The sequence below is a fragment of the Pirellulales bacterium genome, from assembly GCA_035939775.1.
Taxonomy (GTDB): domain Bacteria; phylum Planctomycetota; class Planctomycetia; order Pirellulales; family DATAWG01; genus DASZFO01.
Genome location: DASZFO010000350.1, coordinates 1 through 14,887, shown reverse-complemented (window position 1 = coordinate 14,887; position 14,887 = coordinate 1). Strand labels below are relative to the sequence as shown.

The 14,887-nt window shown below is 60.9% G+C and carries 10 protein-coding genes; 4 read left to right on the top strand and 6 right to left on the bottom strand.

Features of this window, described 5'->3' with window-relative positions; translation table 11 throughout:
• Positions 1-384: 384 nt before the first annotated feature.
• Complete coding sequence (locus VGY55_22445) at positions 385-3,462, bottom strand: fused MFS/spermidine synthase (GenBank protein HEV2972745.1); 3,078 nt, start codon at positions 3,460-3,462, stop codon at positions 385-387.
• Between the two features lie 95 nt (positions 3,463-3,557).
• A complete protein-coding gene (locus VGY55_22440; protein ID HEV2972744.1) occupies positions 3,558-4,109 on the bottom strand; it encodes a class I SAM-dependent methyltransferase in 552 nt (183 codons plus the stop codon).
• 187 nt (positions 4,110-4,296) lie between these two features.
• Here VGY55_22440 and VGY55_22435 point away from each other — a divergent pair, with 187 nt between their 5' ends.
• The 4 genes from VGY55_22435 to VGY55_22420 all read left to right on the top strand — a co-directional run bounded on the left by VGY55_22435 (position 4,297) and on the right by VGY55_22420 (position 11,738).
• Positions 4,297-7,458 (top strand): efflux RND transporter permease subunit, encoded by a 3,162-nt coding sequence (locus VGY55_22435; GenBank protein HEV2972743.1) that lies wholly within the window; start codon positions 4,297-4,299, stop codon positions 7,456-7,458.
• Between the two features lie 15 nt (positions 7,459-7,473).
• Positions 7,474-8,793 carry an efflux RND transporter periplasmic adaptor subunit gene (locus VGY55_22430; GenBank protein ID HEV2972742.1) on the top strand — a complete coding sequence of 440 codons (1,320 nt, stop codon included), beginning with the start codon at positions 7,474-7,476 and terminating at the stop codon, positions 8,791-8,793.
• A 429-nt stretch (positions 8,794-9,222) separates the two neighbouring features.
• Positions 9,223-10,695, top strand: a complete 1,473-nt coding sequence (locus tag VGY55_22425) for a TolC family protein (GenBank protein ID HEV2972741.1) — start codon at positions 9,223-9,225, stop codon at positions 10,693-10,695.
• A gap of 38 nt (positions 10,696-10,733) precedes the next feature.
• On the top strand, positions 10,734-11,738 hold the full coding sequence (locus VGY55_22420; GenBank protein ID HEV2972740.1) for a M28 family peptidase: 1,005 nt from the start codon (positions 10,734-10,736) through the stop codon (positions 11,736-11,738).
• Between the two features lie 52 nt (positions 11,739-11,790).
• Here the strand turns inward: VGY55_22420 and VGY55_22415 are convergent, their stop codons facing one another.
• The 4 genes from VGY55_22415 to VGY55_22400 all read right to left on the bottom strand — a co-directional run.
• Positions 11,791-12,846, bottom strand: a complete 1,056-nt coding sequence (locus tag VGY55_22415) for a DUF1559 domain-containing protein (GenBank protein HEV2972739.1) — start codon at positions 12,844-12,846, stop codon at positions 11,791-11,793.
• On the bottom strand, positions 12,839-13,354 hold the full coding sequence (locus VGY55_22410; protein HEV2972738.1) for a hypothetical protein: 516 nt from the start codon (positions 13,352-13,354) through the stop codon (positions 12,839-12,841). Before VGY55_22410 ends, VGY55_22415 begins: the two co-directional genes overlap by 8 nt.
• A gap of 220 nt (positions 13,355-13,574) precedes the next feature.
• A complete protein-coding gene (locus VGY55_22405) occupies positions 13,575-14,180 on the bottom strand; it encodes a hypothetical protein (GenBank protein HEV2972737.1) in 606 nt (201 codons plus the stop codon).
• The coding region (locus VGY55_22400) for a DNRLRE domain-containing protein (GenBank protein HEV2972736.1) at positions 14,168-14,887 on the bottom strand (720 nt) is incomplete at its 5' end. The genes VGY55_22405 and VGY55_22400, both read right to left, overlap by 13 nt.

The window sequence follows — 14,887 nt, the reverse complement described above, 5'->3', positions numbered from 1 at the left end:
CGATCATCAACGGCCTGATCCAGATGGGGCCGGAGCAATCGCGGCGCAGCGCACAAAATCCTGAAAGTCGTGACGGGCCTCGTCGGCCAGCGGATGTCCCGCATCCTCGTACGCCTTCAGACGATAGGCAAGAAACCGCTTCGACCACGGGACGTGTGGTTCGAACGACTCCACGAACCGCGCTACGGCGGCAGGGCCAAGTTGCTCCGCAATGACACAAGCAGTGGCGCGCCGATTCTCGCCAGCACGATCGACGGAAAAGGGTTCTGAGAACGCCTGCAATAACTTTGGCGCCTGTCTCGGATCCACCTTGGCGACGCCACTCGCCGCGTCGAAAGTCTTCGCGAGTATGTGTTCCAGCACCCAGGGATCGCCGTGCAACCGCTAGACGGCCGCCGCCAGCCGTTCGCCGGACTCGCTGAACTTCTGCTGCCTCCAGGCGAGAATCCCGCCGAGCAATTCCGCTTCGGCAGGCATTTGACTGCGAAGCCGTTCGATCAGCGGTTCAGCCTTTCTGTTCCCTGATTCGGCATAGAGATGGGCAACGACGGCCAATTCGATGAGGCACGGCGTGGATTGTGGTTCGGCTTCCCATGCGGCCAACATTCCCCAAACGTCTCTGGCAACGTACCGTTCCAAGACCTTGTCGCACGCACCGGCGTCCAGGGTGAGATCATCTGCGGAGAGTTTCTTGCCATCGCGGACCGCCGCATCCCATTGACGACCGAGCGCGACCGCTTGCCAATCGACGGCGCCGCCGCGGACTGGCGGCCGCTGGTCGCCAATCTCGACCGATTTGCGGTACAAGATCCCTGGAGCGTCCCAGTTGCCGCGTCCTAGATTTCTTGCGCAGCCGTATTCGATTTCGTTGTGGTCGTCGGTGTTGATCGACGCAACGTCCGCTCCGATGAAACGGTCGACCAGCGCCTCGCCGCCGACATAATGAGAGAACAGCCCCTCGACATCGGCCGTGTGCCACGCGCAGGTCAGAGCGGACGCGAAGGGTTCAGTCGCTACCTTGCTCCGCAGCTCGGAAACCGAGTAATCCGGTCGTCGGCTGGACCCCAACAAAACCAAATCGCCGCCTTTGGTTTGCCAGAGTTCGACGTGCGAGAATACGGACTTGAAGGTGGCAAATATAGTGCGCATCGTGCGGTCGTCGATCTCATAGGCCTGGACCCACTGGGCGAACATCCCGCCCTCATTCAGGCGATCGCGGCCTGCAAGATAGAATTCCCGCGTGAACAGATTAGCGATTCCATTGCGGTAAGGGTTGGACGGCTCGCAGACAATCAGGTCGTAATGCCCGGCGGTCGTTAGCAACACTTCCCGCGCGTCGTTGAAGATCATTCGCACCTTGGGGTTTGCCAAGACGTCGTGATTCACCGCACGGCACCGGCGCGCCATCTCTTGGACCGATGGCTCCAACTCGACGACATCGACGCGCTCGATCGTAGGAACTTCCGCGAGCCATCCAGCCGTCTCTCCAGTTCCCAGGCCGATTACGAACGCGGTTCGCGGATGAGAATGGAGGGCGGCGCCGATCAGGCCCAACATGATCTGCGTGTCCGCGTCGGCGATGGCATTGCCATCGCACATGCCATTGACGTAGAAGGCCAGGGCGTCGGAGGCGACGATGGCGACGCTCGATTCGACCCCATCCGCCTCCCAAAGCACTGACCGTCGGACCGAGTTTTCCCAATCGCGCAAGGAGTTAGGGTCCGCGAGAGTTTTCATCCAAACGCCGCGTCCCGCGCCCACTGCGCCGTGCCGCCACACGGCAGTCGGGCCAGGACAAGCGATCATGCCAACCGCGACAATCCCGGCTCCCAGGGTGGCGAACGCCCAAACTCGACGCCTCGCCATTCGCCAAGCGTAGACGGAGACGGAAACGCCGAGCACTGCCAAAAGGGCCACGACCGAGCGCCAAACGCCCGGCGCGGAAAGCAGAGGCAGCAAGCTGAACCCGCCAGCGAGGCTCCCGCAAATGGCCCCGAAGGTGTTCCAACTAAACGTGAGCCCTATCTGATTTCCGATATCTTTATCGCCTTGACCCAGTAAGCCGACAAGCAGGGAGAATTGCACTCCGCTGACAAATGCTGCCGGCAGGACAACACTCGATGTGATCGCGGCCCAGCCCCCCACTTCGCCCAAGAAATGCGATGTGCTGGCCTCACGGAAATGAGCCGCCAGAACCGCCAAGCGATCACCCAAGGCGAAGGGAATCGCGATGCAGCATGCCTCCAAGACGCAAGTCAGGGCGAGAGCGTAAAGCGAGACTGGCGCGCGCCGGCAGAACATCGCATAGGCCGCCGCGCCCAGCCCGATGCCCATCAATGCCACGGCGAGGATCAACCCGAATGTGAAGGTGGTCCCACCGAGAATCGGGCCAAGCATGCGGTACCAAACGAGTTCCATAACGAAGAACGCGAAGCCCACTATACCGGCAACGACGTAGATGATCTGCGTCAGGAACGGCACCGGACGTGCCTGGTCAGTCACGCCGTGCTCGTTTGCCCGCGCCGCATTGAGCGCGTTTTGCCCTCCGGCCGCCTGGTCATTGCGCCGATGTTGGCGGCCCTTGCGAATTGGACCATGTCGCCGCTCGAGAAGGGAGCCATTGCGACCTCCGGCGGGCTCGTCGATCCTTTTGGTCCGTAGCGAGTTGTAACTCTCCCGTCCGAGCAGCCGACGGGATTCTGGTTCGGCAGAACGGTCCGATTGCTGCGCGCCGCTGGCACGCCGAAAGGTGATGCGTGAGAGTGCGAAGGCGCATACTGCGGTGAAGGTGTTTACTAGACACGCCCGCCAAAGCGTTTTCCGCGTGCCGAAGAACTCCAGTGCGAAGAACGTGCTGCCGAACGCTCCCACCACGGCTCCCAGCGTGTTCACGCCGTAAAGCAGTGCTGCGGCGCGGCGTTGCTGGTCCTCGGCGAGCGTCACGGCTCGGACCGCTGCTGGTAAGGTCCCGCCCATCAGAAACGTGGGGATGCCCAGAACGAGCACCGAAATCGCCAGCCGCACGACCGTGGCCACCGCAGCGCCCAGTGCGAGCTGACCACCAAAGGAAATATAAAGGCCGTGTAGCGCATCGATGAGCGGACGGCCCACGGCAACTGCCAGGGCGATCGACAATTCGAGCACGGCATACAACGCCAGCGGGGTTCTCGCCCGATCCGCCCATTGTCCCAACACCGCGTTGCCGATACCCAGCCCGCCCATGAACACTGCCAATACCGCGGACGACGCGGCGGTTGAGCCACCGAACACGAGCCGGAACTCACGCGACCAAGAGACCTGAAAGATCAACGCACACATTCCCGATAGGAACAAGAGCGCCGCAACTGGCGCCAGCGCCGCGATGTGAGCCCGGGTATTGACCGTCAGCGTCGGGACTTGCCGTTTCGGGACGAGCGTCGTCGTCATATTGTCCGGCGTCTGACCGCTGTTCTCGTTTGCCATAATCGACAGCCAAATGGCCGGACTCGTACTGCTTTGGCTGCGCGGCCGCCAGATCAATTGGGAGCTAGTCGGCCTTCTGTCGTTCGGAGTTTTGACTACCCGGCCCGCTCGAAAACAAAACCATAATGATACGGCGGAAGGTCGATCAATTCGGATACCGACCTAAGCCCGGCTACGACCGCCCACTCGGCGCAATCCTCCGGCTTGGGGCGGATCGCCATGCTCGGGCCGCGCGGCGTCGAGGGATCGTGGTTCCAATGCATAATCCCAACCAAGCCGCCTGGTTCGAGCACGCGGCGCACTTCATTGAGAAGAGTTACTGGCCGCTCCGCGTGAAGGATATTGAACACCATGCAATAGTCGGCCGTCGCGTCAGGCAATCCAGTCCCCGCCGCGATGAAATCCCGCACTTCGGCCCGGACGTTCGCCAGCCCCGCGGCAACCGCCTTCCGCTCGGTTAGCGCGACCATTTCCGGCTCAATGTCGAACGTATTCAGAATGCCCGAGCAGCGGCGGGCCGCCTCGATCGTAAACGTGCCGTAGCCGCAGCCGAATTCGACGACTGGGCCGGCAGGCCGGCCGAATCGCAGACGCTCCAAAACGCCCGCCACGTCGAAGAACGAGTCCCAAACCAGCTCTTCCGGCATTTCGCTCTCGCGAATTTTCACCATTCGTTCATGTTAGCCGCGATAGTATAGTTGATGGTAGACGATCCAATTCAGCTCCATCGTGGACGACCAGGGTATTCGATGGGATCCGTGGCTTTTTGAACACAAGACAAGCGGTTTTGTCCGCCGACTCTTACCCGCGCGAAGCATTGGTGCGGATTCAGCGATGGGATTGATTCTCTTTGCTCTTCGTCGGCCGATCACGATCATGGTGGCCGTGATCGCGATTGCTCTTAGCTGCGCGCTCGCTATCGAGCGGATGCCGGTCGACATCTTTCCGAGCCTGAATCTACCGGTAATATACGTGGCCCAGCCTTACGGCGGCATGGATCCGGCGCAGATGGAGGGCCTGCTCACCAATTACTACGAGTATCACTTTCTCTACATCGGCGGCATCCATCACGTCGAGAGCAAAAACATCCAGGGCACTGCCCTGATGAAGCTCTATTTTCATCCCGGCACCGACATGGCCCAGGCCATGGCCGAGACGATCAACTACGTCAATCGCGCTCGGGCGTTCATGCCGCCGGGTACCGTTTCGCCGTTCGTCATGCGGTTCGACACGGGAAGTGTCCCGGTCGGCTACCTCGTGCTCTCCAGCGAGACGCGCGGCCTGGCTGAGATTCAGGATTTGGCGTTGTTTCGAGTCCGGCCGATCTTTGCGAGTTTGCCCGGTGTGTCGGCCCCGCCGCCGTTCGGTGGTAGCGCGCGGTCGATCGTCGTGCGCCTCAAGCCCGACTTGCTCCGCTCGTATCGTGTGACGCCGGACGAAGTGATCGCCGCACTATCCCAGGGAAACACGATCAGCCCCTCGGGCAATCTGCACGTCGGCGATATGTATCCGATTGTGCCGCTCAACTCGATGGTCCGCCAGATCGACGAGTTGGGAAACATCCCGGTCCGCACCGGCGTCAATCCGGCCGTTTATTTGAGCCAAATCAGCCAGATCGAAGACTCGATGGACATCCCCACCGGCTACGCGCTGGCCAACGGCCGGCGGGCGATCTACATGCTAGTCACCAAACGTGCCGACGCCTCGACGCTCAACGTGGTAAGTGCCGTCAAAGCCGCCCTGCCGAAAATGCAGGCCATTTTGCCCGATGATATTCACGTCGTCTTCGAGTTCGATCAATCGCCGTATGTCACGCGATCGATGTGGGGCCTGGCCACCGAAGGAGCGCTGGGGGCGGTGTTTACAGGTTTGATGGTGCTCATTTTCTTGCGCGATTGGCGCAGTGCGCTGATCGTCGTGCTCAACATCCCGCTGGCGCTAGCGGCCGCGGTTGTCGCGCTATGGCTCACGGGGCAGACAATCAACTTAATGACCCTCGGCGGGTTGGCCTTGGCGATCGGGATTCTCGTCGACGAGGCGACGGTGGAGATCGAGAACATCCACATCCAGTTGGAGAATACGCCCAACGTTGCGCGGGCCGTGCGGCTGGGCAACTCCCAAACCGCCATCCCACGATTCTTGGCGATGCTCTGTATTCTGGCGGTCTTCCTGCCGTCGTTTTTCATGCAGGGAGCTGCACGGGCCCTGTTCATACCGCTGTCGTTGGCGGTTGGGTTCTCGATGTTGGCCTCGTATGTGCTTTCCAGCACGTTCGTGCCGGTGCTTTCGATCTGGCTGTTGCGGCACGTCAAACACTCTGACCCGGCGTTTTCCAGAGCGTCTTGGTTGGATCGTCTGCGCGGAGCGTATGGCCGCCTTTGCCATCGCATCTTGCCGCGACGAGTCGTGCTGGTCGCCGGTTATCTGGCGGCCAGCGTCGCGATTATCGTGCTCGTCGGCGGCCGGCTCGGAACGGAGATCTTTCCGCTCGTGGATGCGGGCCAATTCCGTTTGCGGCTGCGTGCAAAAGACGGGACCCATTTTTCGAAGACCGAACAGATCACATTGGAAGTGCTCCAACTCGTCAAAGACAAGGTCGGCGCCGGCAACGTCGATACGACGCTGGGCTACGTGGGAACCATTCCGTCCAGCTATCCGATCAATGCCGTCTATCAATGGTCGCGCGGCCCCGAAGAGGCCATTTTACTGGTGTCGTTGAAGCCGGGCAGCCGCGTCGACATCGAGCGATTGAAAGAGGAGCTGCGCGACGAGTTGGCGAAGAAAATGCCCGACTTGCGATGTTCTTTCGAGCCTGCCGATATCGTCAACGAGGTGATGAGCTTTGGCTCGCCCACGCCGATCGATATCGCCGTGAGCGGTCCCGACTTCGCCGAGAGCCGGAAGTTTTCGCAAAAGATTTACGAGCAGTTGAAGAGCATTCCGGCCCTGCGCGATCTGCAATTCGCCCAATCGCTCGACTATCCCACCGTGCAAGTCAACGTGGATCGCGAAAAAGCGGGAATGAGCGGCGTGACCGAAGGAGATGTTGCCCGTTCGCTGGTCGCGGTCACCTCGTCGTCACGGTTTGTCTTGCCCAATTACTGGCCCGATCCCAAGACGGGTATCGGTTATCAGGTGCAGGTGGAAATTCCGCAGGCGGTGACAAAATCGGAGAAAGACCTGGAGACAATCCCCATCAAAACGATGCTGGACAAGCAACTACTGCTCCGCGACGTCGCCGACGTGCAGCCGGGAACGATGCCGGGGCAGTTCGATCGCTACAATATGAAGCGGCAGGTCGGAATTACGGCGAATATCGTCGGAGCCGACTTGGGAAGCGTTTCTCGCCAGGTCCGCAACGCGATCGCGGCGGCCGGCGAGCCGCCCAAAGGATCGACCGTGGAAATCCGCGGCCAAATCCCTCCCATGCAAGATATGTTTTCCGGCCTGGCGATCGGCCTGGGTTTAGCTGTTGTCGTGGTGTTCCTGTTGCTCTCGGCGAACTTCCAATCGTTCAAGCTAGCGCTCGTCGCGGTGTCGACGGCGCCGGCCGTGATCGCGGGCGTGATCCTGATGCTGCTCGTCACCCGCACGACGCTCAACAGTCAATCGTTTATCGGGGCGATCATGGCGATCGGGGTCGCGATGGCCAACGCCATCTTGCTCGTCACGTTCGCCGAGCATCGCCGCCGCGAGGGGGCATCCGCAACCGACGCCGCAGCCGACGGCGCCGCCAGCCGCCTGCGAGCCATCTTGATGACGAGCTGCGCGATGATCGCCGGAATGATCCCCATGGCGTTGGGACTGGGCGAAGGGGGCGGGCAGACCGCGCCCCTCGGCCGGGCCGTGATTGGCGGCCTCGCGGCGGCAACCGTCGCGACGTTGCTCATTTTGCCGAGTGTGTTTGCCCTCGTGCAGTCGCGAAGTCCGCGGCGCTCGGCTTCCTTGGATCCGGACGATCCGAACAGCGAACACTACAAACCGGCAGCGGAGTAGGAGCAACGTGCCATCATGCAACGAAACCTGTTCATTGCTTTGAACGGCCTCGCGACGGTCCTCGCTGGTTGCGGTCCACCCGCGGCCCCCGTTCCGCCGCCGGCCGGCGCGGCCCGCGTCGCCGTCGTCACGCCGCAGCGAAAGACTTTGAAGTACACGGTCGAGGAGCCGGGACAGATCGAGGGATTCGAGGAGGCCCCGCTGTATGCCAAGCTGGCGGCCTATGTCGAGAAGGTCAACGTGGATATTGGCAGCCAGATCAAGCAAGGGGACGTTCTGGCCGTGCTCGGAATTCCCGAGCTGCAAAAGGAATATGAGCAGAAGGTCGCCGCCGTGAAGGAGGCCCGCGCGGCTGCGGATCAAGCTACGGCGGCGGTGGCCGTGGCCCACGCCGCCGTGACCAGCGCTAAGGCGAAGCTGGCCCAGGCCAAGGCGACGACCGAACGGACCGATTCCGATTTTGAAGCCCGGCAATCGGATTACGCGCGCACCGCCGAATTGGCCGACAAAGGCGCGGTGACTCGCAAATACGCCGACGAAATCAAGAACCAAATGCAAGCGGCAGACGCAGCCCGCAAGGAAACTGCGGCGCTCATCGATTCCGCCAAGGCCATCGTCGCGGAAAGCGAGGCCAGAGAGCTTGCCGCGATTGCCGACGAAGCGGGCGCGCGGACGAAGATTCTCGGGGCCGAGGCCGATCAGGCGCATGTCAAAGCGCTCCTCGGATACACCGAAATCCGTGCTCCATTCGCGGGAGTCGTCACGCGCCGCAATGTCCATCCTGGATACTTCGTTCAACCGGCGGAAGCCAGCGGCGGCAAACCGTTGTTCGCCGTGGCCCGCAGCGACTTGTTGCGCGTGATTGTGTATGTTCCAGAGACCGATGCGCCGTTCGTGTCGGTCGATGACAATGCTGAAATCCGCGTACCCGCGATGGCAAACAAAGTCGTTAAGGAAAAGGTCAAGCGAACGTCTGTCGCTCTGGACGCCACCCGGAACTTGCGCGTCGAAATGGATCTGAAGAATGACGAGCAAATCTGGCGGCCGGGGCAATATATCTACGTCGATCTGACCGCCGTGCGCCCCGACGTTCTTTCGGTCCCCGCGGCCGCAGTCTTTGCCGAAGCCGGACAGTCCTTTTGCGCGGCCGTGACGGACGGCAAGATCGAACGCAAGCCTGTTGAAGCGGGCATCCGCAGCGGCGGCGACGTTCAGATCATCTCCGGCTTGAAAGCGACCGATCAGGTTATCGCGAAGGATGCCGCCAACTTTCGCCCCGGACAAGCGGCGGAGCCTGTCGCCGCCGAACAAATCAGTCGCACGGCGGCGCCGTAGAAATGATCCACCGCTCCGCTCGTGCAAGAAATGGCTCTTGCTTATCTCAACAGCGCATCATTCGCCGATCGCTTAAGGCCTCGCTGGCACCTATTCTCTATGGTTTCACAAGCCTTCGAAGCGCGACTCGCATTTCTTGAACTTATCGCGTCGCGGGATTCGATAAACCGAGTTGGGACCATAGGATGAATCGGTTCCGTGCCTCGATGCTCCGCCGCAGGGAAGCGCGATATGCCGTTGCGTTTGAGTTCGCTGATTGAACGATCGACCGCGGCGCTAATCCTTTCGGCGATCCTAGGTTGTGCGTCGGATCGATCTACTCCGTCAACGCCGAACCTAACCCCGGCGCCCACCGTTTCCTTCCGGCCAATTGCCGATCCGGGTCCGCGTTCGGTCGCTGTTGGTGGCGTTCAGCCAATCGTTGCCAGCATGCCGTTCGGTCCTCCAGCTATCAAGCTGGCAAGCGGTTCCGAGGAGGTCCCCGCTCCCGCGCCGTCCGCGAAGAAACCCGCCGCCGTCCATGCAGATGCCTACCCGATCGATCTCGCGACCGCGCTGCGGCTGGCCGATGCCGGGAATCTGCAGGTCGCCTATGCCCGCGAGCAAATTCGGCAGGCGCTGGCGCGAGCCGATCGCGCCGACGTGCTTTGGCTTCCTTCGATCCGCGCCGGCGTCGGTTTCAATAATCACGAAGGCGCCATTCAAAATGTCGCCGGCGGCCAGATCAATACTAACCGTGGGGCAGTCTATTTCGGCGCCGGCGCGACCGGATACGGCAACGGCTCGCCGACGGTGCCGGGCATCTACGCGAACTTCTCGCTGGCCGATGCGATCTTCCAGCCCTTGGCCGCGCAGCAGCTTATTGGCTGCCGGCAACAGGCGGCGGCGGCAGTGCAAAATGACACGCTCCTGCGCGTCGCGCTGGCCTATCTCGATCTGTTGCGGGCCAATCAAGAGGCAACTATCGCTGGCGAAAGCCGCGATCTGACGCGGCAACTCGCAGATCTGACCGGCAACTACGCCAAGGCGGGCGAAGGTTTGCAAGCCGACGCCGATCGAATGCAAACGGAGCTGACGGTGCGACTCAACGACGTCGAGCGAGCTGCCGAAGGAGTGCAGTCAGCATCCGCTCGACTTGTCCAGTTGCTCCGTCTCGATCCGGCGACCCCCTTGAACCCGTTGGAGCCGACCATCGTGCCGATCGAAATGGCGCCCGTCGGCATGCCGCTCAGGCAGCTCATCGCCGAAGGGCTCTCGCAACGGCCCGAGTTGGCCGAGAACAGGATGTTGGTGGGTGAAGCGGCCGCGCGATTGCGGCGCGAGGAAGTTGCGCCGTTGCTTCCCAATGTGATTCTCGGCATCAGCGAAGGGGACCTGTCAGCCGGGCAGGGTGACTCGTTTGCCAATTTGCAGGATCGGTTCGACCTCGACGCGATCGCCTATTGGGAACTGCGAAACTTCGGTTTCGGGGACCGGGCAGCGCAACACGAAGTCCGCTCTCAGATGCAGCAAGCGCAGATCAGGCAATTCGACGTCGCCGACCAGATCGCCCGCGAAGTCGTCGAATCGTATGCGCAAATCCAATCGCGGCGCACGGAAATCGAAACGGCCCGGCGAGGGATCCAATCGGCCATCGATTCGCACCGCCGCAATCTCGAGCGGATCCAAGCGGCCAAAGGACTGCCGATCGAAGCCCTGCAATCGGTGCAGGCCCTAGCGCAAGCGCGGCGGGAATACCTCCGCACGCTGATCGATTACGACGCGGCACAGTTCTCCCTGTATCGCGCTCTCGGCTCGCCCGTATTGCATTACGCGGACAAAACGGCACCCCCGTCTGGAAACGCTCAACCGGGCGATCGCGAACCGATTCGCGCACAGACACCGTCACCCGGTCACGACTGAGAATCGTTGCAAGTAATCTCGTTTTGAGGAGGCTGAGAATGTCAGAATCACACCGCCCGACCGTTTTGCGTGCCGCCATCGTGACTGCCGGCCTGCTAATGGCCGCTTTCTTGGAACTCGATCGCGCTCAGGTCTCTGCCGCAGCGCCCCAGCAGCGAGTCTCCGCGTTTCGTTTGGAAGACATCCCTTTCGATGGACGGCAAGCCTACGAATACCTCAAGCAGATTTGCGCGATTGGCCCGCGGCCCAGCGGCTCCCGCGGCATGGTCGTTCAGCAGAAGCAGATCGCGGACCATTTCCAGAAACTCGGCGGCCAAGTGAGCATCCAGCAATTCCAGGCGTCCAATCCGTTGGACGGCAACCCCGTGCCGATGGCCAATTTAATCGTCCAGTGGCATCCCGATCGGACCGAGCGAATTCTCCTATGCACTCATTATGACACGCGGCCATATCCCGATCGCGACGGGCGCAACCCCGGTGGTACACTGCTCGGCGCGAACGACGGGGCGAGCGGTGTCGCCCTGTTGATGGAGCTGGGCAAATGGATGCCGAGGCTGGAAAGCAAATACGGCATCGATTTCGCGCTCTTCGACGGATCGCAGTTCGTTTTCAAAGAGGGAACGCGGAAGAAGGAAGGAGACCCCCATTTTCTTGGCGCCGAGTACTTCGCCCGCACCTACGCTGGCGCCGCCGCGCCCTTCAAATACCGCTGGGGTTTGCTGCTCGACATGATCGGCAACGAGGATCTGCAGGTTTACGAAGAATTCAACAGCATGAGTTATCGCAATACCAGACCGCTCGTCGAGGACATTTGGCGAGTTGCTTATAAGACGGGCGTGCGCGAGTTCATCGCGACTCGCAAGGACTCCGTCTCCGACGATCACTTGAATTTGAACGAAATCGCCAAGATTCCGACTTGCGCCGTCATCGACTTCGACTACCCGTACTGGCGGACGGAGCAAGATACGCCACTGCACTGCTCGCCGCTCGCCCTGGCCAAGGTTGGCTGGGTCATGCTCGAATGGCTAAAGCAAGCGAAGTGAGAGCCGCGTTCGGCTCGATAAGAGAAGCCAGACTTGGTGCGAAAACCGAATTCTACGGCGTCTGAACCGTTTCGCCGCCGGCGCGAGTCGCCAGGTTTTTCAGGACCTGCATGGAAGTGTCAGTGCTCATGAATCGGACGGCACCGTCTGCCATCGCGAAGTTGGCTCCGTCGGCGTGCTTGCTTCCCCATGCACAGAGCCGCAGGTCGACATAATGCTGAAACGCGGTGCCACTGTCGGCCGGCGGCGACACATTCGCGGCGGACGCAGTATTAAACGGGAGCTGATAATTGATCGGGCTATAGGCGCTCATGGTCACATGGCCGATCGCCTTGCGGCCGCCCGAAGGTCCCCACCAGCCCCAGGTTGTTAACGAGTCCGCCCATCCCTGGGCGGCGAACGATTCAAAGTTTGGGTCGTCGTGGCGCCGTTCGCCGAGCAGCAGCGTTTTGCTCGTGCCGTCGGTGATTTCCGACAGCCGCACGGCTCGTTGATTTGGATTTGGTTCCGACGCCGCACCCGCTGTATGGAATATGCCGTCAGCGCTCGCCGATGACGGAAAATAGGACTGGCTGCCGCCGTTTCCGCCGTAACTCGTCAGTCCGTAGAACAAGCCGTTTTGTTGGACGGGGTTCTGGTCAATGAGGTCCGACGGGCAAAGCAGCATCGGGAGCACCGTCGCGGTTCTTGCCGAAGGACCGCCGACCGTATTGGTCATCGGATCGCTGAAGTCCCATGCTCGCTGCACATTCGTTTCCTCCAATTGAGGAAGAATGTGCACAAACAAAGAGGATCCGCGGTAGACCGGTGCAACGGTGAAAAACTCCTGATTCACGCCCGGCGGGAATTTTCGCTTGCCGGACTCAAAGTTCAAGGTCGCAATCGCGAGCTGCCGCAGATTGTTTTGGCAGTGTAGTCGCCGGCTCGATTCTCGCGCGGCCTGAACCGCGGGAAGGAGAATCGCGACCAACGCTCCGATGATGGCGACGACGACGAGCAATTCGACCAAAGTAAAGGCCCAGCGGCGGGTACTGCGGTTCGCTAGGATCGGAACGTGTGTATCGAGAAACATGCCGTGGTTCGCATCGTGACTGAGTTCGTTAGACAATTCGTTCGGCCAGCCAATCGACTGGCTCTCGATCGAGACGCGAAACGTACAAGACGACCTTGCCGTTTCGATAGTTGGGGCGAAGCCGCTTGCCGACGTCGACAGAACCCGTCGTGACAAGCTCCTGATCGGCTCGGCATCGTACTTCCTCGACTCCGAAACCGAGGAGTTCGTCTACATCGTGAATCCCGCTGACTTCGAAATGATCGACGGCCGCCGATCCAAGAAAGATCACTCGGCCGTCATTTCGAGCGCTCATCAGTCCGACTGCGGCGAGCGCGCCAATGACGCCGTCCTGCGTCCCTCCGAGCCCCTCGAGCAGGATTCCGTTGGTCGCCGCCAACTCCCTGGCCTCTTGCTGACTGACAAGTCTCCGCTGACACTCGCGGCCAAACTCCGTGATCGCGTACGGGATCGGAGATAGCGCAACGCACAGCCCGGGGTCGCTGCCGGAAGGACACCAGGCAAGCATCAGGCGACGAATCTTCGCGGCCAGCTCTGGCAGCATTCCGGGCTCGCATGACTCGAATTCGATCGCGGCACATCCATTTTTTCGAGTGCAAGGAACCCGAGGATCCTCAAGGAGCTGATGGCGCGTTATGAGCCGTCCGCGGGCCGTGTCCGCGAATTCGCGTACCAGATGTCGGGCGAGCTGGTTCGTGCCCGGGTCGTCGAGCGTATCCGTATCGTCAATACCGACGAAGATCATGTGACGTTCTCAACGCAGGTTACTTCGCGTTGGCGGAAGAACGAAAGCAAAACACGGCACTCAGCAAACCGGCAAGGGCCCCGCAGGCAGCAAACGAGAGAAACACGCCCACGCTAAATTGCGTCAACGTGCGCGGGCGGCCATCGCCATGCTGAAACGCGAATGTTGCGAATCGCACGCCGAAGGAGAGGGAATTGGCCAAAATTCCCGCCAAAGCGAACCGCAGATAGAGCCGCCAGCCAGTTGTTGCCCGTCCGGTCATCGCAATATCGATTGCCGGACCAAGTGCGAGGAGCGATACCACCGCCGCGGGCTGCCAATTCCCAAAACCTATCGCGGAAAGGGCCAATGCTGCGGCACCCGCGCCGACGGTCATGACGCTTCCGCCAAATCGTCTCGGCACTAACGCCATCCCGCACACCATCGGCAACGTGGCCCTGAGAATCGCATGGCCCGGAATTCGCCATGCCGGCGAAAAGGCCGCGACGGCAACAGTCGCAAACGCGCCGGCCAGCAGCAGCGTCGCCAACTCTCCGCTTGTAAGGCGATCGCTGTGACGCACCAGCGGCCGAATCCTGCGCGCCGCTCCAAGCCCATGAAGAGGTTGCAGTGCTAGACTGAACATTTCACTTCCCCATTTAGTCGGTCAAATGTCGAACTTCGGGCCAAGCGATGGCCCAAAACTATCATGCCTCCGACGCCCAGGGCGGCGAGAATCCACGAAGCGGGTTCTGGAACGGCAACCGCGTTAATCGTCAAGAGCGGGCGACTTGCGACCGTAGTAAATGATCGGGAGTTGAAGAGACCGGACATCGTCGTATCAGTCGCTTCGAGAAGTAGGCTGGTAAGGCCACCAGTAACTACGTCCCCAGACAATCCTGATGCCAATGTCAGCGAATAGCTCGCGGTCGCGGATGTCGAGCCGCTGAAGATGAATGTCCCTAAAGACTGATCGCTCGCGGAAAGAAACGACGGGAGTGAATTGAAGGTGATTCCTGTCGAGCCTGGCGCCGCGGGAGTTCCCGTTCCTTCCATCCAGGAGTCGTTCTGCATCCAACTCACGGCGAATTGACCTGCCGCCAACGTATTGAATAGGGAGCTGTTCGGCGATGCGGCAGTCAGTTGCAACGACACGGACTGAACGGACCAATGTCCCGCTCCGAAGGTCGAGTCAAAGCTGTTCTTGGCGCTTGATAAGTCGAACTGCAAAAGAGACTCGAACTGACCCTTCGGGAGTCCGGCGGCTGAGACTTCCAGCGCGCCTGCCCCGCCATAGTTGTTGTCGGGGTTCGCGGACGAGACAAAGGCATCGGCCACCGGGTTCAAGCTGAT

Excerpts from the sequence above, each read along its gene's own strand:
- VGY55_22440 (HEV2972744.1), bottom strand. The coding sequence starts at position 4,109 with ATGCCGGAAGAGCTGGTTTGGGACTCGTTCTTCGACGTGGCGGGCGTT.
- VGY55_22420 (HEV2972740.1), top strand. The coding sequence starts at position 10,734 with ATGTCAGAATCACACCGCCCGACCGTTTTGCGTGCCGCCATCGTGACT.
- VGY55_22410 (HEV2972738.1), bottom strand. The coding sequence starts at position 13,354 with ATGCTGCCAGAGCTGGCCGCGAAGATTCGTCGCCTGATGCTTGCCTGG.
- VGY55_22425 (HEV2972741.1), top strand. The coding sequence starts at position 9,223 with ATGCCGTTCGGTCCTCCAGCTATCAAGCTGGCAAGCGGTTCCGAGGAG.
- VGY55_22430 (HEV2972742.1), top strand. The coding sequence starts at position 7,474 with ATGCAACGAAACCTGTTCATTGCTTTGAACGGCCTCGCGACGGTCCTC.
- VGY55_22445 (HEV2972745.1), bottom strand. The coding sequence starts at position 3,462 with ATGGCAAACGAGAACAGCGGTCAGACGCCGGACAATATGACGACGACG.
- VGY55_22405 (HEV2972737.1), bottom strand. The coding sequence starts at position 14,180 with ATGTTCAGTCTAGCACTGCAACCTCTTCATGGGCTTGGAGCGGCGCGC.
- VGY55_22435 (HEV2972743.1), top strand. The coding sequence starts at position 4,297 with ATGGGATTGATTCTCTTTGCTCTTCGTCGGCCGATCACGATCATGGTG.